Origin of the sequence: Pseudomonas sivasensis, assembly GCF_021391435.1 — a bacterium.
GTDB classification, from domain to species: domain Bacteria; phylum Pseudomonadota; class Gammaproteobacteria; order Pseudomonadales; family Pseudomonadaceae; genus Aquipseudomonas; species Aquipseudomonas sivasensis.
In genome coordinates this window covers 4,313,182-4,331,105 of sequence record NZ_CP090029.1, presented here as the reverse complement: position 1 = coordinate 4,331,105, position 17,924 = coordinate 4,313,182, and the positions used below count along the sequence as shown (strand labels likewise).

General features: G+C 57.6%; 20 protein-coding genes and 1 pseudogene. 14 read left to right on the top strand and 7 right to left on the bottom strand.

All coding sequences use genetic code 11. The annotated features are described in order from the left end of the window. Positions 1-145: 145 nt before the first annotated feature. The 5 genes from LRO94_RS19530 to LRO94_RS19510 all read left to right on the top strand — a co-directional run bounded on the left by LRO94_RS19530 (position 146) and on the right by LRO94_RS19510 (position 4,703). Positions 146-1,138, top strand: a complete 993-nt coding sequence (locus tag LRO94_RS19530; protein ID WP_179178669.1) for an SIR2 family protein — start codon at positions 146-148, stop codon at positions 1,136-1,138. 66 nt (positions 1,139-1,204) lie between these two features. Further along, positions 1,205-1,768 carry a hypothetical protein gene (locus tag LRO94_RS19525; protein WP_179178670.1) on the top strand — a complete coding sequence of 188 codons (564 nt, stop codon included), beginning with the start codon at positions 1,205-1,207 and terminating at the stop codon, positions 1,766-1,768. A gap of 261 nt (positions 1,769-2,029) precedes the next feature. Then, entirely contained in the window at positions 2,030-3,499 is a 1,470-nt protein-coding gene (locus LRO94_RS19520; RefSeq protein ID WP_179178671.1) for an RES domain-containing protein, read from the top strand. Between the two features lie 147 nt (positions 3,500-3,646). Further along, positions 3,647-4,048, top strand: a complete 402-nt coding sequence (locus tag LRO94_RS19515) for a GFA family protein (protein WP_179178672.1) — start codon at positions 3,647-3,649, stop codon at positions 4,046-4,048. Positions 4,049-4,163: 115 nt separating this feature from the next. Beyond that, positions 4,164-4,703 carry an AAA family ATPase gene (locus LRO94_RS19510; protein ID WP_179178673.1) on the top strand — a complete coding sequence of 180 codons (540 nt, stop codon included), beginning with the start codon at positions 4,164-4,166 and terminating at the stop codon, positions 4,701-4,703. Between the two features lie 151 nt (positions 4,704-4,854). Here LRO94_RS19510 and LRO94_RS19505 read toward each other — a convergent pair whose 3' ends face one another. Both LRO94_RS19505 and LRO94_RS19500 read right to left on the bottom strand, forming a co-directional pair. Then, a complete protein-coding gene (locus LRO94_RS19505) occupies positions 4,855-5,160 on the bottom strand; it encodes a DUF6124 family protein (RefSeq protein ID WP_233897082.1) in 306 nt (101 codons plus the stop codon). A gap of 14 nt (positions 5,161-5,174) precedes the next feature. After that, complete coding sequence (locus LRO94_RS19500) at positions 5,175-5,720, bottom strand: hypothetical protein (protein ID WP_179178674.1); 546 nt, start codon at positions 5,718-5,720, stop codon at positions 5,175-5,177. A 154-nt stretch (positions 5,721-5,874) separates the two neighbouring features. On the opposite strand from LRO94_RS19500, the gene msrA reads away from it, so the two are divergent. Continuing rightward, positions 5,875-6,399, top strand: coding sequence for a peptide-methionine (S)-S-oxide reductase MsrA (gene msrA / locus LRO94_RS19495; RefSeq protein WP_099603095.1), 525 nt, complete (start codon positions 5,875-5,877; stop codon positions 6,397-6,399). Between the two features lie 185 nt (positions 6,400-6,584). Here msrA and LRO94_RS19490 read toward each other — a convergent pair whose 3' ends face one another. The 5 genes from LRO94_RS19490 to LRO94_RS19470 all read right to left on the bottom strand — a co-directional run bounded on the left by LRO94_RS19490 (position 6,585) and on the right by LRO94_RS19470 (position 10,412). After that, positions 6,585-7,091: a hypothetical protein gene (locus tag LRO94_RS19490; protein WP_179178675.1), complete on the bottom strand. Its 507-nt coding sequence runs from the start codon at positions 7,089-7,091 to the stop codon at positions 6,585-6,587. A 128-nt stretch (positions 7,092-7,219) separates the two neighbouring features. Then, on the bottom strand, positions 7,220-8,473 hold the full coding sequence (locus LRO94_RS19485; RefSeq protein WP_179178676.1) for a flavin-containing monooxygenase: 1,254 nt from the start codon (positions 8,471-8,473) through the stop codon (positions 7,220-7,222). A 79-nt stretch (positions 8,474-8,552) separates the two neighbouring features. After that, a complete protein-coding gene (locus LRO94_RS19480; protein ID WP_032885898.1) occupies positions 8,553-8,993 on the bottom strand; it encodes a type II 3-dehydroquinate dehydratase in 441 nt (146 codons plus the stop codon). A 13-nt stretch (positions 8,994-9,006) separates the two neighbouring features. After that, entirely contained in the window at positions 9,007-9,987 is a 981-nt protein-coding gene (locus tag LRO94_RS19475; protein WP_179178677.1) for an NAD(P)H-quinone oxidoreductase, read from the bottom strand. After that, entirely contained in the window at positions 9,984-10,412 is a 429-nt protein-coding gene (locus tag LRO94_RS19470) for a RidA family protein (RefSeq protein WP_179178678.1), read from the bottom strand. The genes LRO94_RS19475 and LRO94_RS19470 overlap by 4 nt, the downstream gene beginning before the upstream one ends. A 183-nt stretch (positions 10,413-10,595) precedes the next feature. Here LRO94_RS19470 and LRO94_RS19465 point away from each other — a divergent pair, with 183 nt between their 5' ends. The 8 genes and pseudogenes from LRO94_RS19465 to LRO94_RS19430 form a co-directional block, all read left to right on the top strand. Further along, complete coding sequence (locus LRO94_RS19465; RefSeq protein ID WP_032885896.1) at positions 10,596-11,570, top strand: LysR family transcriptional regulator; 975 nt, start codon at positions 10,596-10,598, stop codon at positions 11,568-11,570. A gap of 263 nt (positions 11,571-11,833) precedes the next feature. After that, positions 11,834-13,351 (top strand): amino acid ABC transporter permease/ATP-binding protein, encoded by a 1,518-nt coding sequence (locus LRO94_RS19460; protein WP_179178679.1) that lies wholly within the window; start codon positions 11,834-11,836, stop codon positions 13,349-13,351. Positions 13,352-13,378: 27 nt separating this feature from the next. Next, positions 13,379-14,251 carry a phytanoyl-CoA dioxygenase family protein gene (locus LRO94_RS19455; RefSeq protein ID WP_032885895.1) on the top strand — a complete coding sequence of 291 codons (873 nt, stop codon included), beginning with the start codon at positions 13,379-13,381 and terminating at the stop codon, positions 14,249-14,251. A gap of 27 nt (positions 14,252-14,278) precedes the next feature. Beyond that, on the top strand, positions 14,279-15,109 hold the full coding sequence (locus LRO94_RS19450) for an ABC transporter substrate-binding protein (RefSeq protein WP_095185651.1): 831 nt from the start codon (positions 14,279-14,281) through the stop codon (positions 15,107-15,109). A gap of 50 nt (positions 15,110-15,159) precedes the next feature. Next, a complete protein-coding gene (locus LRO94_RS19445) occupies positions 15,160-15,891 on the top strand; it encodes a class II aldolase and adducin N-terminal domain-containing protein (protein ID WP_099603098.1) in 732 nt (243 codons plus the stop codon). A 10-nt stretch (positions 15,892-15,901) separates the two neighbouring features. After that, the gene (locus LRO94_RS19440; RefSeq protein WP_032885893.1) at positions 15,902-16,579 is read left to right on the top strand and encodes a DUF1028 domain-containing protein; all 678 of its coding nucleotides are present in this window, start codon (positions 15,902-15,904) and stop codon (positions 16,577-16,579) included. Beyond that, the gene (gene argE, locus LRO94_RS19435) at positions 16,576-17,727 is read left to right on the top strand and encodes an acetylornithine deacetylase (RefSeq protein ID WP_032885892.1); all 1,152 of its coding nucleotides are present in this window, start codon (positions 16,576-16,578) and stop codon (positions 17,725-17,727) included. The genes LRO94_RS19440 and argE overlap by 4 nt, the downstream gene beginning before the upstream one ends. Continuing rightward, positions 17,728-17,919: pseudogene (locus tag LRO94_RS19430) on the top strand (addiction module antidote protein); the annotation flags it as partial. Positions 17,920-17,924: the final 5 nt, after the last annotated feature.

Sequence of the window (17,924 nt, the reverse complement as noted above, 5' to 3'; positions counted from 1 at the left end):
TGCTTTCGGCCAAAAGGAGCCAGTCAGATGCGTCTATAAAATCAGAGACGTTTCAGTCTTCTCCGCCCTTCCCTAAACGCGGCAATGGATGGCAACATGCCTCTACTGCCCAAAACACATGACGAACGAAGCAGAGAGGGTAAGGATGCCTAGAAAGACTTTAGTTTTCGGAAACGGGCTAGGAATGGCATTGGATCCACGCCATTTTTCACTCACAAATGCAATGGCTGACGTATGGAATGATCCATTTGCTATATCAGACATCCATAAAGACTTAATCAGTCAGTGCATGGGGGCCGTCGGCGCAATACCTCAAAGAGAAGACCAACTCGACCCTCTGCACCTGGTAATTTCTGCCTGTAAAACTCTTAGCAGTATAAATAGATCTCAGAGAATGAATGTGCATTGGCTTTCACAAGAAGGCCTTCAATTTCCTATTGCAGTCGGAAATTACATACACAAAGTTGCTACTAGATTGCATTTATATCATGGCGAACTGCCTCGACCATTCTTAGAGCCTTTAATTCGTTTTGTCCGAAATACAAAATCCCACATAGCAACCCTCAATTACGACAAACTGTTATATGGTGCATTTTTAGATGCTAATTTAATGGGCGCCTACAACACTACCACGTTGGTAGATGGCATGGTCGGGGCTGGCTTTAGCTCTGACGCACTTGTACGACTATATAACAATAATTTTGGATACTACTTGCACCTTCATGGTTCCCCCTTATTTTTCGATCACCATGGGCTAGCGCGAAAAAGAGACCGTAATGAACTTGACCCCCATTCTCCCGAGGGCTCGGACCATATAGTTCTCACACATGTACGCCATAAGCGATCGGTAATCGGCTCATCAATTGTGTTGTCGACATACTGGAATTATCTAAACTTTAGTCTTAACGAGTCGCAGGAAATTATTGTTTTCGGCTACTCTGGCGAAGACAGTCATTTGAATGATGTGATCGCGGCACACGCCCAATCCAAGCACATTGTAATCGTCGAATGGTCGGGCATAGGCCAGACCCAGCAGCAACGACTTGATTACTGGGCTCAAAAATTTAAGACGACAAACTTTCACCATTACTACTTGGCGAATATTTTGACATTCACACAGTGGGATCAAGCATACTAAGCTAAAATTTTAATTTTTAGAAAAAAATACGACTGCAAACAATTAAAATGGAATCCGGAAGTGCTTATGGAATTAGGTCCGTGGAGTTGGTTGGAAATTGCAAAGCTCACCTCAAGCCTCTTGGTGCCAGGTGCTTTAGCTATTTTCGGTGTTTACATCCATCGCGTTACGAAAAAATTTGAACATCTGCAGTGGCGCAGTCAGAAGCTGACTGAAAAGCGTCTTGCTATATATGATGATCTTGCCCCTCAGCTCAATGATCTACTTTGCTACTACACATACGTTGGCAATTGGCGAGATATCCCCCCACCCGATATAATTGCAATGAAGCGCATCATCGACAAGAAGATTCACCTTGCCGCTCCGTTGTTCAGCGATGAGTTTTTTGCTTCATGCATCGAGTTTCAGAACCTTTGCTTCGAGACAAATACTGGTTGGGGCCGCGATAGCTGTCTTCGAACACCTTTCGAGCGTCGCAGAGACGCTTGGCTCAAAGAGTGGAATACCGAATGGGAGAGTTGCTTTAGCAAAGCAGCAGTCGACCCGACTCTTGTGCGCAAATCGCATCAACGTCTAATGGACACGTTCTCGAAGGATATTGGCGTGCACCCTTTGGCAACCGCACGTTGAATGAAATAATGTAAAATTGATTATAGTAAATTCTTTTTACAGGCTGAAAACGAACAATTAGTGCCTTGGGTCGAAGGCGGACGTTGGCTAGTGGCTGCTGTCCGCCCTAAGTGAATGTCATCAGCAGCGTACTTCCGGTGAGAAATATTAACTTGCTGCCGATCCATACAGTCTTAGCTAATACCCTACGAGGGCACTGGTGCAGGACTGAGCGGTTTCGTACTGTGGAGCAGAATAGATCTACTCCGAGGAAGGGCTGAAATGAAAAATAATTTTTACGACGATGAATCGAAAAGGGTTTGTGTGGGTTGCATTGGCGAAAGTTTTTTGCAGGGAAAAATCGCAGTTGAAGTTGCCGGGAAGTGTTCCTACTGTGATGAAACTAGTTCTCCGTGCATTGAAGTTGAAGAACTTGCGACTCAGGTCGAATCGGCTTTCGAAGCCCACTACGAGCGCACCGCTGAAGAGCCGAATGCCTTCGAGTCCGCGATGCATAGAGACAGCGAGATTGATTATGACTGGGATCGGGAAGGCGATCCCATCTTAGATGTGATAGCAGATATATTAGGGTGTGAAGAAAACATTGCATCCGACGTGCTTGAGATTCTCAACGTAAAATACGATAACCGAGACCCAAGCGACTCGCATGATGAATGCGAGTTCGCCTTTGATTCCTACTACATACGGAAGAGTTCTTCCGCTGGAGATTGGGATGAATTATGGTTGCGACTAGAGCACGCGCTGAAGCATGAAAGTAGGCTTTTCAATCAGGAAGCTTTGACAATCCTGAACTCAGTCTTCGCCGATTTGCACAAAACGCGCTCACGCACTAATGGGTTGGCACTAATCAAAGCAGGTCTCGGCGAGAATATTTCTGCGCTTTATCGTGCGCGTGAATTCTACTCAGCTGAATCGTTGCAAAGCGCGCTAGTTAAGCCGGTTGAGGAACTCGGACCACCTCCAGGACGGCTTGCCAAACCAGGCAGGATGAACTCATCCGGAATTGCGGTCTTCTATGGTGCTCTTGATTTAGGATCTGCTTTAGCCGAGGTTCGCCCGGTAGTTGGAAGTAATGTAGTAACGGCAAAGTTCAACATCATTCGTCCAGTCACATTGCTTGATCTACGCGCATTGGAAGGTCTTCGCTGTGAAGGAAGCATTTTTAATCCGCTCTATGCAAAGGAGTTAGCGCGTCACGACTTTCTGCAAACACTCAGCAAACGCTTGGTACTCCCGGTGATGCCAAACGAACAGGATCACGAGTATTTGATCACCCAAGCGGTGGCCGACTATCTGGCTTCGCTTCAAACACCTAATGTGGACGGCATCATTTTCCCCTCTGTACAGGATGGGGTCGGAGTTAACGTTGTCTTGTTTCACAAGGCGGCGTGCGTGGAGTCGCTGGGCTATCCACCTTCGACTGAGTTCAATGCTCAGGTGGTGGATTATGATCCAGACACCGGAGATGTGTACCCTTGTTATACCCTTCAAATAAATCAGCCGGCTGTACCAACTGAAAAAGCTGAATTCGATTTCCCTTTTCTGGATTCCTACGACTCGAGCCAGATCCATGCCAAGCATCGAGAACCTTTCCTGAGGCTCGACCTGCAAACCTTGCAAGTCCATGCCATCAAAGCGGTAGAGGTGAAAGCGGAAGCAAAAGCAGTCATGGTGAGGGTAGACACTGCAAGTCCAAATCGAAAGTTACATTTCAGCGCCGACGATTTTTAACTATTTTGAGGGCGTTTGCTTTGTTGTCACCGTCCGCCTCTGGCCGATAGCTGCCCTTCATGATAGCCAGTTACTAGCCACTACCTGTCAGTCGACTGATTAGACCGGTACGGTTACGCTGGCGTTTTAGCATGCACGGAAGAGCGTATGACAGAGGTGTACCAAGGAAGCTGTTTATGTGCCGCTGTCCGTTATGAGCTATCCACCACACCGCAAGCAGTGAGTCATTGTCATTGCAGCCAGTGTCGCAAAGGTCATGGGGCGGCATTTGCTTCTTACGGCAGCGTTCCGCGTAGCGCGCTGCAAATACTTAGCGGCGCCATCCATATCAAAACCTATGCATCTTCAACGACGGTATCACGCGAGTTCTGCGTGCAGTGTGGTTCGGCCTTGTTCTGGTCACGGTCTCAAGGCGAGTTTGCCAGTTGGGTTTCAATAGCATTGGGTACGCTCGATTCGCCGTTCTTCCCTCGAAAGCAGAAACACGTTCATCTCGACTCCGCAGCTCACTGGTACATTCCAACCACCCCATGCCCTCCAGTTGATTGAGGTCTTCTGGGCGAAAGCTGCCTGTCGCTCTGACCCCTTGTTGTTGACCGATATAGGCATTGACGTAAAATCGCCACCCCCAAAAAATCAGCTTGCATAGCGAGAAGGAGCTTCGATGCAACGGGTGATGATTGTTGGTCAACCTGGGTCTGGCAAAAGCACTTTGGCGCGCGAGCTTGGCCAGCGCACGGGCTTGCCGGTCGTTCATATCGACACTATTCACTGGCAGCCAGGTTGGATAGAACGAAGCCGGGACGAGAAAACGCAGCTTTGCCTCGATGTCGAGGCCCGTGATTGCTGGATATTCGAAGGGGGCCATTCGGCCACTTGGGAAAATCGGATGGCCCGTGCAGATCTTTTAATTTGGATTGATCGTTCGGCGACGCTTCGATTCTTGCGCGTACTGCGCAGAACGCTGCTCCAACGGGGTCAATCTCGGCCTGACTTGCCCGAGAACTGCCCCGAACTGCTGGCGAACCTGCCGGAGTTTTTTAGATTCATGTGGCGGACGAAAAAAACAGCGCGAGCAAAGATGCAGCAACTCGTGGCAACTGCACCATCAACCTGCCGCGTGGTTTATCTGCGGTCTAATCGAGAGGCCAGGATGTTTATCGCGAGTATTGAAAATTCGGCTGGTCAGGGTCCGCGAGATTGATCGACGGCTGACTGCTTCTCTACGGAAGCTGCCGATCACGAACTCGCGTTGAGACGGGTTAGGGGAGGGGTCTATTTATTCCTAAAGAAAATCGTCGAGTCTTCGTAAAGAGAGTCACAAAGACTCAGCGATCTATCGAGTTGGTAGAAGGTTAGCTGCCCGCTCCAGCTCCCTCTCGTTCCATCAACTTACCCGCCAACAAAACCCCCAATTCACTCAACGGGTGAATCGCCAACGCCACATCTCGTTGCTTCCCGGTCAGCTCATCTGATAGGTCCAGCAACAACGCAGTAATCGAAGAAAAAGTCTCATAGCTATCAGCAATCAACACTTCACTGCTGGCATCGTCAGCAACGCTGAACAGCGTCGTCGTGTGCGGGGGAGGCGTCTCCAGCGGTTCTGCCCCCGCGTTGAGGTAGTGATCAATCGCACGATGCGCCGCTTGATTCAGTTTCAGGTCGGGACCGTTCCTCAGCCTTGCACCCGTGGTGGTGTGGAGTCGGATACTGGCGTTTCTGGTTCGTCAGCGAGTTGCATGGCCGACAGCGCTTTCAGCTTGTGATGGGGGCCGATGAAGCGTGTGTCGCCATCCAGTACCGTGAGCGTGATCCGTTCTGAAACGCACCGATGGAATGGGGTGAACATGCTTTTTTTTGGGTAGTAAACGCCTTCCGACGTCTCGGAATATTTTAAGGCGAGCATCGCTTTTTGCAGTGCAGCGGGGCTGATACGACTGGCAACGCGCCACTCGGCAAGTGCGGCGTCGCGGTACATGCTGTAAGTCCGCCCTATGCATGCGCCCAGGGTGCCGCCGTAAAGGACGTTGCTCTTGAATGTGTCGGTTATGCCCATGATGTGTGCAGCAAACAGCAGAATGGCCGTCGCTACAAAACAGAGGAGGATGCTTTCCAGTAGTGCCAATGCCTTGTAAGGGTCAGCGGCCAGTTGGTCTTTGAGCTTAAGTCGGGTGATGGCAGTGTCGGCGTGTTTTGGCGCGTGGGTGTTAAGCGGTTTCAAGCGTTACCCCTCCTGGGTTGAGTTTTCCTGATCGAGAACAACTCGCATTCTACGTAAAGTGAAGCGGCCATCCCCGTTTTTGCTCGATTCAACTTGGTATTTCCCAACATCCCCCCATAACTACCCCTGTCTCCATTAACAGCAAGGACAAACCATGACCAACCCAACCGAAACCGCCATCCTCGCCGGCGGCTGCTTCTGGGGCATGCAAGACCTGTTGCGCCGCTACCCCGGTGTGCTGCACACGCGAGTCGGCTACACCGGTGGCGATGTGCCGAATGCCACCTATCGCAACCATGGCAACCATGCTGAGGCGATTGAAATCGTGTTTGACCCGGCGGTGATTTCCTACCGGCAGATTCTTGAGTTCTTTTTCCAGATCCATGACCCCAGCACGCCGAATCGGCAGGGCAATGATCTTGGGCCGAGCTATCGTTCGGCGATTTACTACCTGAGCGAACAGCAAAGGGATATTGCCGAAGATACCGCGGCTGATGTGGATGCCTCCAAGCTGTGGCCAGGGCGTGTGGTCACGGAAATTGAACCCGCCAGGGAGTTTTGGGAGGCGGAGCCGGAGCATCAGGATTATCTGGAGCGGATACCGAACGGGTATACCTGCCATTTCATCCGTCCGAATTGGAAGTTGCCCAAGCGGGCTTCATCGGGGTCAGCTCCCTGAGCGCCTGCGCCCAGCCAAGGACGAAGATGTCCAAGCCTCAAATGGCGCAAAAAACGCACACAGGGCATGCAGGATGGCCGGCGTGGTCATCACTGCCTACGTCCTTGTCGTCAGAAAAGTCGCCATTTCAGTGCTTCGGCCAAGTGCCATCGCTCGTTAGGTAGGAATGGCCAAGTCCGGTTGATTCAAATCCCTTCCTGCTCCATCAGCCTGGCCGACAGCGCTTTCAGCTTGAAATAGGGGCCTGCGAAGCGCGTGCCCCCATCCAGTGTGGTGAGCGTGATCCGCTCTGAATCGCACCGATGGAATGGGGTGAACATGCGTTTTTTCGGGTAGTAAACGCCTTCCTGCGTCTCGGAATACTTCAAGGCGAGCATCGCGTTTTGCAGTGCAGTGGGGCTGATATGCCGGGCAATGCTCCACTCGGAAAGTGCCGCGTCGTGGTACATCCAGTACGTCGCGCCTATACATGCGCCCAGTGTGCCGCTATAGAGGACGTTGCTCTTGAATGTGTCGGTTATGCCGACGCTTTGTGCAACGAACAGCATAAGGGCCGTCGTTACCAAACAGAGGAGGGTGCTTTCCAGCAATGCCAATCCCTTGTAAGGGTCTACGGCCAGTTGGTCTTTGAGCTTAAGTCGTGTGATGGCCTTGTCGGCGTGTTTTGGCGCGTGGGTGTCAAGCGGTTTCAAGCGTTACCCATCCTGGGTTGAGTTTTCCTGATCGAGAACGGCTCGCATTTTACGCAAAGTGAAGCGGCTGTGTAGGACGTTTTCCTTGGGCCCCATCTCTATCGTTTGCCGCCTCACCGGCTCCCCCTTCACTCCGGCTTCTTGTAGGCCTTGTACTCGTTCTGCAGCACGATATGGTCCGCCACGTATTTCGCGTCGTGCCACACCCCATAGATAAACGACGACGCACGGTTCACCAGATTCGGCAGGCCCAAAAAGTAAACGCCGCTTTGCGCCGAGATTCCGCGTTTGTGGAACGGCTCGCCTTTCTCATCAAACGCATCCACCTTCAACCAGCTGAAATCGAACTTGAAGCCGGTTGCCCAGAGAATGGTGGTTACACCGGCTTCAGCCAGGTTGAGGCTGAGGATCGGATCAAGCAGGCACTCCGGGTCGGGCAGCAGTTCCCAGGCTTGCGGTTCCAGCGGGAATGGCAGGCCGTTGGCTTCGATATACGCATCCGCATCACGCAGTACATCAAAATACGCACGATCCCCTTCGGCCACGTTTTCGGCCAGGCCCGGTTGGAAGGTCATGACGCCGTCCTCCCAATTCTGGGTAACGCCTACCAGGTGAATGCCTTGGTGCGCCAGTCGGCGGAAGTCGACGGTCTTGCCGCCTTCATAGCCACTCACTGCAAACGCCACGTGCTTTTTCTTCGGCTGGATTTTGACTTCGTCCCACAAACCCAATGCGCCCAGCCACCAGCAGTAGTCGCGGCTGCGGTAGGCGCGGGGTGGGCGATAGTGTTCGCCGACGGAGAGGTACACGGTTTTGCCGGCCTTTTGCAGTTCTTCGGCGATTTGTGAGCCTGAGGCGCCGGCGCCCACTACGAGTACGGCGCCTTCGGGGAGTTGGCCGGGGTTTTTGTAGGTGGACGAGTGCAGTTGGTAAATCGGTGCGGTGGTGGGGACGATGTTGGGGATTGAGGGGCGTTGGAACGGGCCGGTGGCGGCGACGACGTTGGTGGCTTCGATCACGCCGGCCGAGGTCGTGACTTTGAAGCCGGGGCGGCCGAGGTGGCGCTCTACTTGTTGCACTTCTACGCCAGTGCGCACCGGAGCCTGGAGTTTGTCGACGTAGGCTTCGAAGTAGTCGGCCATGCGTTCTTTGGGCGGGAAGGCTTCGGGGGAGAGGCCTTCGAAGGTCAGGCCGGGGAAGCGGTCGTGCCAGGCGGGGCCGTTGGCGACCAGGGAGTCCCAGCGTTCGGAGCGCCAGCGTTCGGCGATGCGGTGGCGTTCGAGCACGATGTGGGGCACGCCCATCAGGGACAGGTGTTCGCTCATGGCGACGCCGGCCTGGCCTGCGCCGACTACTAGGGTGTTGATGGTTTCGACGGTCATTGGCGTTTCCTGGAAAGTAAGAGGTTTATTAGCAACACCGAGGGTCCACATTGGGTCTGCTGTGTTTTCGAGTTCGCATTTAAGGCTTGAGCAACTCGGCCACCGCCGTCAGCGCCAATTCATATCCCAACGCCCCCAGCCCGGCGATCACACCGGTGGCGGCCCTGGACACGTAGGAGTGATGCCGAAAGCGCTCGCGCTTCCAGATATTGCTCATGTGCGCTTCGATGATCGGGCCGCCGAAGGCCAGCAGCGCGTCAAGGATCGGCACTGAGCTGTAGCTGAGGCCGGCGGCATTGATCACCAGGGCGTCGCTGTTCAGGCGCGCCTCTTGAATCCAGTCCACCAGCACGCCTTCGTGGTTGCTTTGGCGAAAGTCCAGGGTCAGGCCCAACTCGCCGGCGTGGCGTTGGCAGCGGGCTTCGATGCTGGCGAAGCTTTCGTTGCCGTAGGTGCCGTGCTTGTCCAGCCCGTAGAGGTTGGCATTAGGGCCATTGAGGAAGTACACGCGGTGGGGCATGACGGGCTCCAGGTTATTCGGCGACGGTCAGCACGACTTTGCCGACGTTGGCGTTGGCTTCCAGCAGGCGATGGGCATCGGCCGCTTGAGACAGGGGCAACTGCGCGTGGATCTGTGGGCGCACCACACCGGCCGCCAGCCAGGGCAACACGCGCGAGCGGATACACGCCGCCAGGCGGGCTTTTTCAGCGTGGCTTTTGGGGCGCAGGGTGGAGGAGGTGAGGCTGAGGTTTTTGCGCATCAGCACCTGCAAGTCCAACTCGATGTTCGCGCCTTGCAGGAATGACAGGCTCACATGCCGCCCGCCCATGGCCATGGCCGCCAGATTGCGCGCGACATAGGGGCCGCCGACGTTATCCAGCACCACGTCGACGCCGCGTCCTTGGGTGCAGTCGTGCACCACCGCGACGAAGTCTTCCAAATGGCGGTCAATCGCACGCCATACACCCAGCGGTTGCAGCATCGCGACCTTTTGCGGGCCGCCTGCGGTGGCGATCACCCGCGCCCCCGCAGCCTGCGCACACTGCACGGCAAAGCTGCCGACGCCACTGGCGGCGCCGTGGATCAGCACGCTGTCGCCGCTGCGCAGGCGCCCGAGCTCAAACAGGGTGTGCCACACCGTGAACGCCGCTTCCGGAACCGCAGTGGCAGCGTGCAGCGATAATCCCGCCGGCACCGGCAGGCAGTGCGCCGCCTGGGCCACGCAGTACTCGGCGTAGCCGCCGCCGTTGAGCAAGGCCATCACGCGATCGCCCACCGCACATTCATCCACGCGGCTGCCCACCGCGACCACAATGCCCGCCGCTTCCAGGCCCAGCACATCGGTAACGCCGGGTGGGATTGCTGAGCCGCTGCGTTGCATCAGGTCGGGGCGATTGACCCCGGCCGCCACGACGCGAATCAGCACCTCACCGGGTTGCAAAGCCGGCACAGGGCGTTCCACCACCTGCAGCACTTCAGGGCCACCGGGCTCACGGGCAATCACCGCTTTCATACGGATACGGTCCAGTCGTCCGGCACCACGGCGATCACATCGATCTCCATCAGCCACTCCGGTTGGCCCAGGCCTGAAATCACCAGGCCGGTGGAAATCGGGAACACACCTTTGAGCCATTTACCGACCTCCTGGTACACCGGCTCGCGGTAGCGCGGGTCGATCAAATAAGTGGTGGTCTTGACGATGTGCGACAGGTCCGAGCCCGCCTCTTCGAGCAGTTGCTTGACGTTCTTCATCGCCTGTTCGGCCTGGGCGCGCGGGTCGCCGATGCCGATCAGGTTGCCGTCGAAATCGGTACCGATCTGGCCGCGCACATAGATGGTGTTGCCGGCGCGCACGGCCTGGCACAGGTCGTTGTCCAGCGCCTGGTTGGGATAAGTCTGTTTGGTGTTGAACATGCGGATGCGGGTGTGGGTAGGCATATCGAAGGGCTCGTCGTAAGCGGGATGAAACCAGCTTCACATCGCCCCCTCTCGGGCGAAACCAGCATTTGCGCGGGGTAGTGCTTAGGAAAAACCGAAGCCCCTGTAACTCATCGGCTCGCCCATGACCCGGCACGAACCCTGCAACGCTCGCCGTACAGTCATTGTTGAGGGGCAGGCGTCATGCTCAGTCGTATTACTCAGCGTCAACTGGAGTATTTCGTCGCGTCGGGAGAGGCGGGCAGCATCAGTGCTGCGGCCGAACGCATTCATGTGTCGTCGCCGTCGATCTCGGCGGCGATCACCCATATGGAAGCTGAGTTGGGCATCCAGTTGTTTATCCGCCACCACGCCCAGGGCATTTCCCTCACGGCGGTGGGGCGTCTGGTGATGCTGGAGGCCAAGCAGATCCTGGAGCAGATGAGCAACCTCTACACCATCGCTTCGGAGTCACTGAACACCGTGCGCGGGCCATTGCGGGTCGGATGCCTGGAGTCGCTGGCGCCGATGATCACGCCGGAATTGGTATTCGGTTTCGGCCGTGCGTTCCCCGGTGTGCGCTTGACCCAGGCCGAAGGCAATCATGAGGAACTGCTGGAAAAACTGCGCAGTGGCGAACTGGATATCGCCCTGACCTACGACCTGGTGACCAGTCCGGATATCGACTTCCAACCCCTCGCGCACCTGCCGCCGTATGTGATGGTGGGCGAGTATCACCCGCTGGCGAGCTTGCCCGCGGTCAGCATGCAAGACCTCGAGGCCTACCCGGTGGTGCTGCTGGATACGCCCTGGAGCCGCGACTATTTCCTCAGCCTGTTCATCCAGGCGGGCACCACGCCGAACATCATCATGCGTTCCACCAACCTCGAAACGGTGCGCGCCATGGTCGGCAATGGCATTGGCTATTCGTTTGCGAACGCGCGGCCCAAATCGAATATGTCCCAGGACGGCAAACGCGTGATCCGCCTGCGCCTGGCCGGTACACATCGGCCGATGAAGCTGGGTTACGCCACGGCGAGCAACACCCAGTTGTCCCGTGTGGTGTCGGCGTTTGCCGAACGCTGCCGCATGTTTGTCTCCGACCAGTACATCCCCGGCATGGCGCCGCCGAGCTTTTTTGACCCGCATGCGGTGCGGGTGTTGAGTGATGTGAGCTGAGATTGCACCAATAGATGGCGTGGGCGGGGAGGCGAATTCAGACGCGCACCATTTCGGCCAGTGCATGCTCTCTCCAGAACACAGCAGGGCAAATGTGGGAGCGGGCTTGCCCTCTCCCACAGTGGATTTTTGCTTCGCTCAGGACTGCATAGGTTCTGCCTACCCAGTGCCCCGGCTTTTACGAATTGACCCCAAGACCCCGCCGCCACGACTCTCATCCCATCGAGGCAGACCCACTTCATTTTTTGCAAGGCGCAGCGACGATGACATTCGACTGGAATTACATGTTTGGTTTGCTGGCTGATGCCGAGTTCTGGCGTGCGACGTGGACGGTGATCAAGCTCAGTACCCTGACCTGGGTGTTGAGCATCGGCCTGGGCTTTCTGCTGGCGCTGGCCAAGCAGTCCAAGCATGGCCTGCTGAGCGTGCCGGCGCGGGGGTATATCTGGTTGTTCCGCAGCCTGCCGCTGTTGGTGCTGCTGATCTTTATCTACAACTTGCCCCAGGCATTGCCGGGCACCTCGGCGGTGCTGGCCGACCCGTTCTGGTCCGGCTTGTTGGCGCTGGTGATCTGCGAAACGGCGTATGTGGCCGAGATCCATCGCGGTGGCTTGCTCTCGATTCCCAAGGGCCAAGGCGAAGCGGCGCGGGCGTTGGGGCTGAGGTTTTTCGGTACCCAATGGCGCGTGGTGATCCCCCAGGCGCTGCGTGTGGCGTTGCCGTCGCTGGCCAACGAATACATTTCCATCGTCAAGCTCACCTCGTTGGTGTCGGTGATCTCTCTGACCGAGATCCTGATGGTCGGCCAGCGCCTGTACTCGCAGAACTTCCTGGTGATCGAAACCATGGCGGCGGTGGCGTTCTTCTATGTGTTTATCGTCACGGTGTTCGACTTTTTGCTCAAACGCCTGGAGCGCTTTCTCGACGTCAACCAGCGCAATGTCTCCCGCGTGCCGGATGCACATGTGCTGGCCTTGGCTACCCAACAGCGCACCGCCCTGCAACGCCCGGAAAGTAACGGCGCTGCGGCGCTGCAAGCCTCGCGGTTGCACAAGGCCTACAACGACATCGAGGTGCTGGGTTCGGTCAACCTGCTGATTCAGCCGGGTGAAGTGGTGTCGGTAATCGGCCCGTCGGGCTCCGGCAAGACCACGCTGATCCGCCTGCTCAACGGCCTCGAGCAACTGGACAATGGTGAGGTTCATATCAATGGCCTGCCGTTCATTCACCTGAACAAGGTGGGCGCGCAAAAGCCCCAGTACATCGAGCACGCCGAGCATCGCCTGAACATCGGCATGGTGTTCCAGAGCTTCAACCTGTTCCCGCATTTGAGCGTGCTCGACAACCTGCTGATGGCGCCGAAGTACCACCGCCTGGGTCGCACCGACGCGCTCAAGCAACAGGCATACGCGCTGCTGCACAAGGTCGGCATGCTCGACTATGCCTGGAAGTACCCGCACCAGTTGTCCGGCGGCCAGCAGCAACGCGTGGCCATCGCCCGCGCCTTGATGATGCGCCCGCAAATCATGCTGTTCGACGAGCCCACCTCGGCCCTTGACCCGGAGAAAGTCAATGAAGTGCTGCAGGTGATCGAAGCCCTGGCCGGGGAGGGCATCACCATGGTGATCGTCACGCACGAGATGAATTTCGCGTTCAAGGTCTCTGATCGGATCGTGTTTATGGAGAAGGGGCGTGTGGTCTGCGATGACACGCCCGAGGTGTTGCGCCGCGGCCAGAACCCACGCGTGGAGGCGTTCCTCAAGGACGTCTCGCTGGCGTGATCTCTTTAACGTTCAGGAAAAAACAACATGATTGAGCAAGCACACATCGAACAATTCCAGCGCGACGGCTTCCTGGTGGTAGAAGGCGTGTTGTCGCTGGACGAAGTGGCCGCGCTGCAGCATGACTTCGACCAGTGGGTAGAAGAGAGCCGCAGCCATGACCAAGGCTGGGGCGCCACCGTGGATGGCCGCGCGCGCTTTGACCTGGAGGGTGACCACCGCGCCGATCACCCGTCGTTGCGCCGGGTGAGTTCGCCCACCGAGATTTCCCCGGCGTATCAGCGCGTGGCGTTGCACTCGCGCATGGCGGCGATTTCCGCGCAATTGGTCGGCGCCAGCGGCGCGCGTTTTCACCATAGCAAGATCAACTCGAAACTGCCCCACACCGCCACACAGGTGAAGTGGCACCAGGACTTCCTGTTCACGCCCCACAGCAACGACGACATCGTCACCGCGTTGCTGATGGTCAGTGAAGTGACCCCGCAGAACGGCCCGCTGAATGTGATCCCCGGTAGCCACAAAGGCCCGCTGTGGTCGCACTGGCAGGATCAGCGTTTCACCGGTTCGGTGGACGATGCCGTGGTCGCGCAACACTGCCAGCATCCGGTCGCCTGCTACGGCCCGGCCGGTTCCGTGTGCTTTATGCACACGCGTCTTTTGCATGCTTCCAGCCCTAATGAGACCGAACTGCCGCGCACCCTGTTCATCAGCGTCTATGCCGCTGAAGACGCGCTGCCATTCGGCGAAAACCCGTTGCCCAGTACACACGCCGGCCTGCTGGTGGCCGGTGAAGAAAGTGGCTTGGTGCGTTCCACCAACAACCATATGCGCCTGCCACAGAAACCCCGTGGTGCGTCGTTCTTCGTGCAACAGGCCGGACAAGATTCTGCCACTGCCTAACCTCCTAAAACCTTGCGGGTAATGACCATGACAGCGTTTCGTAACAGTGTTCGTCCCCTTGCCGTGTGCCTGCTGGGCGCTGCGGTTGCAATGACCTCGTTGGCGGCCTCGGCGTTCCAGCAGGAAGGCAAGATCATCGCCGGTTCCGACGTGACCTTCTTCCCCTATGAGTACATGGATAACAACAAGCCTGCGGGCTTTGATATCGAGTTCATGGACGGCCTGGGCAAGGTCATGGGCCGCAAGGTCGAGACCCTCGACACGCGCTTCCCCAACTTGATCACCGGCCTGCAAGCCGGGCGTTTCGATGTGACCAACTCGTCGATGTACATCACCGCCGAGCGGGTCAAGGTCATCGACATGATCCCTTACCTCAAGAGCGGCGAATCGATCCTGGCCCTCAAGGACAGCGCCTTCCAGCCCAAGACTCCGGAAGAGTTCTGCGGCCACAAGATCGGCTCCATGGGCGCTACCTCGTGGCTGGCGCAGATGAACAAGCTGTCGGCCGAGTACTGCGTGGCCAAGGGCTTGAAGCCGATCCTGATCAGCGAATACAGCACTGACCCACAAACCACCCAGGCCCTGTTGGCCCACGCGGTGGAAGCGCAAATTACCGACGCCGCCGTGGCCCGCGGTGTGATCGACAAGCTCGGTAGCCGCGTGGTGATTTCCTCCGACACCCTGATCTATCCGGTGCTGAACGGCTTCGGTGTGAAGAAGGGCAATGACACGGTGAAGCAAGCCTTGCTCGACGGTCTGGAGAAATATCGCGCCACGCCTGAATACGCGGCCTTGCTGAAGAAGTACAACTTCGAGGCGCCGACTGAGGCCGACCTCGCGGCGCTGATGCCGAAGTAACCCTACCGCGCGGCCGCAGCCTTGCGGTCGCGCTCTGAGGAGTCCGATCCATGGCGTTATCCCTCGAAGAACAGACACGCATCGACCTGGCGGCGACCTTTCGCATCATCGCCCACCTAGGCATGCATGAAGCGGTGGCCAACCACTTCAGCGCCGCGGTGTCGGCCGATGGCAAACAGTTTTTGCTCAACCCGAAGTGGAAGCACTTCTCGCGTATTCGCGCCAGCGACCTGGTGTTGTTGAACGCGGACGATCCCGCCTGTGCCGACAACCAAAATGTGGATTCGACGGCCTGGTCGATCCATGGGCAGATCCATCGGCTGCTGCCGCACACCCGCGCCGTGTTGCATTTGCACCCGGTGTACACCACCGCGGTGGCGTGCCTGGCCACGCCGCATATCCCGCCGATCGACCAGAACACCGCACGCTATTTCAACCGCGTGGCGGTGGATGAACTCTACGGCGGCATGGCCGATACGGAGGCGGAAGGCGCGCGCCTGGCCGGCCTGCTTGATGGCAAAACCCGGCTGTTGATGGGTAACCACGGCGTGATGGTGACCGCTGCGTCCATCGGTGAAGCCTTTGACGATATCTGGACCCTGGAACGCTCTTGCCAGATCCTCGTGACGGCCTGGTCCACCGGGCAGCCGCTGCGGTTGTTGTCCGATGAAGTGGCGGAGAAAACTGCGCGGAGCTGGGAAGGCATCGCGGATTTCTCACGTCGGCATTTTGAAGAAATGAAGCAAATGATGATCGACGCCGACCCCTCGGTACTCGATTGAGGAACGCCCCATGACCTTTTCCGTTGTCGCCCGCTGCGCCGAGACCGGCCAGTTGGGCATTGCGATCAGCTCGTCGAGCATTGCCGTGGGGGCGCGTTGCCCCTGGCTGCGTGCGGGTGTGGGCGCGGTAGCGTCGCAGAACATCACCTTGCCGAGCCTGGGGCCGCAAGTGCTGGATTTATTGGAGCAGGGCATGGCGCCGAGTGAGGCGCTGGCGGCAGTGTTCGCAGGGCAGGAGCACAGTGATTATCGCCAGGTGACGGTGATTGACCGCCAAGGCCGTACCGCGCACTTCAGCGGTGCGCAGACCTTGGGGATTCACGCGGCGGTCAGTGGTGAACAGTGTGTGGCGGCGGGGAATATGCTGGCCAATCCAGGCGTGATTGGCGCCATGGTGCGGGCTTTCGAACAGGCCTCGGGGCACCTTGCCGACCGACTGCTGGCGGCGATGCACACGGCGGTGGCTGAAGGCGGCGAGGCGGGGCCAGTGCATTCGGCGGCGCTGCTGGTGGTCGACGACGTGCTCTGGCCCATCGTCAACCTGCGCGTCGATTGGGCGGATAAAGACCCTATCGGCACGCTCGACAAACTCTGGCAGGCCTATCGCCCGCAATTGCAGGACTACATCGACCGCGCCCTCAACCCGCACATTGCTCCCGGCTATGCGGTACCAGGGGATGACCGATGACCAGCAGTCGCGACCTGCTGGCGCAACTGGTGCGCTTCGACACCACCAGTCGCGAATCCAACCTGGCCTTGATCGACTGTGTTCGCACCTATTTGCAGGACCACGGTGTGACCTGCGAGCTGGTCTACAACGAACACAAGAGCAAGGCCAACCTGCTGGCGACCATCGGCCCGGCTGATGTGCCCGGCATCGTGTTGTCCGGGCATACCGATGTGGTGCCGGTGGACGGCCAGCGCTGGAGCGTGGCGCCGTTCGAGCTGACGGAGAAAGGCGGCAAGTTGTACGGGCGTGGTACCGCCGATATGAAGGGCTATATCGCCTGCGTGTTGGCGTTGGTGCCGGCGTTGGTACAGGCGCCGCTGCGTATGCCGGTGCATATCGCGCTGTCCTATGACGAAGAGGTGGGTTGCCTCGGCGTGCGTTCGTTGCTTGAGCGTTTTCATGGGCAGGCGGTCAAGCCGTTGCTGTGTGTGATCGGCGAACCCACCGAACTCAAGCCGGTGCTCGGCCACAAGGGCAAGTTGGCGATGCGTTGTGACGTGCATGGCGCGGCCTGCCATTCGGCGTATGCGCCGTCCGGGGTGAATGCCATCGAATATGCCGCGCGGTTGATCGGTGAGCTGGTGCGGCTCGGCGAGTCACTCAAGGCACCGCGGCATCTGGATGAACGTTTTGATCCGCCGTTTTCCACGGTTCAGACCGGACTGGTCAACGGCGGCAAGGCGTTGAATATCGTCCCGCAGAATTGCACGTTTGATTTTGAAGTGCGCGCGCTGCCGGCCCAGGATCCCTGGCAGGTGGCGCAGCAGTTACGCGCCTATGCCGAACAGACTCTGCTGCCCGCGATGCAGGCGGTGAACGGGCAGTGCGCGATCAGTATCAGCGAGCTGTCCAGCTACCCGGGGCTGGCGACTTCTCTGGACAGCCAGGCCGCCGGATGGATCGCGCAGTTTTGTGGCTCGCGAGACTTCGGCACGGTTGCGTTTGGCACCGAGGGCGGGTTGTTTGATCAAGCTGGCATTCCCACCGTGGTGTGCGGGCCGGGGAGCATGGAGCAGGGGCATAAGCCGGATGAATTTATCAGCGTGGAACAACTGGAGGCCTGTGACCGAATGCTGGAGCGGGTGCTTGCGTTCGTGCGCCCGTAGGCGGCGGGGGGAAATCGCGAGAGCCTGTATAAAACGCTGAAAGGCGGTTCTAAAACGCGCTATGAGACGATTCAGAAACTGATGCTGTCGTTAGGCGTGGAACTGACGGTTCAGCCGATTGCGGCGGTGGCAAGCAAGAAAACCGCCAGAGCAAAGCGGGCTGCGGCCGGTAAACCCTGCCACGTGGTTTAGCGAGC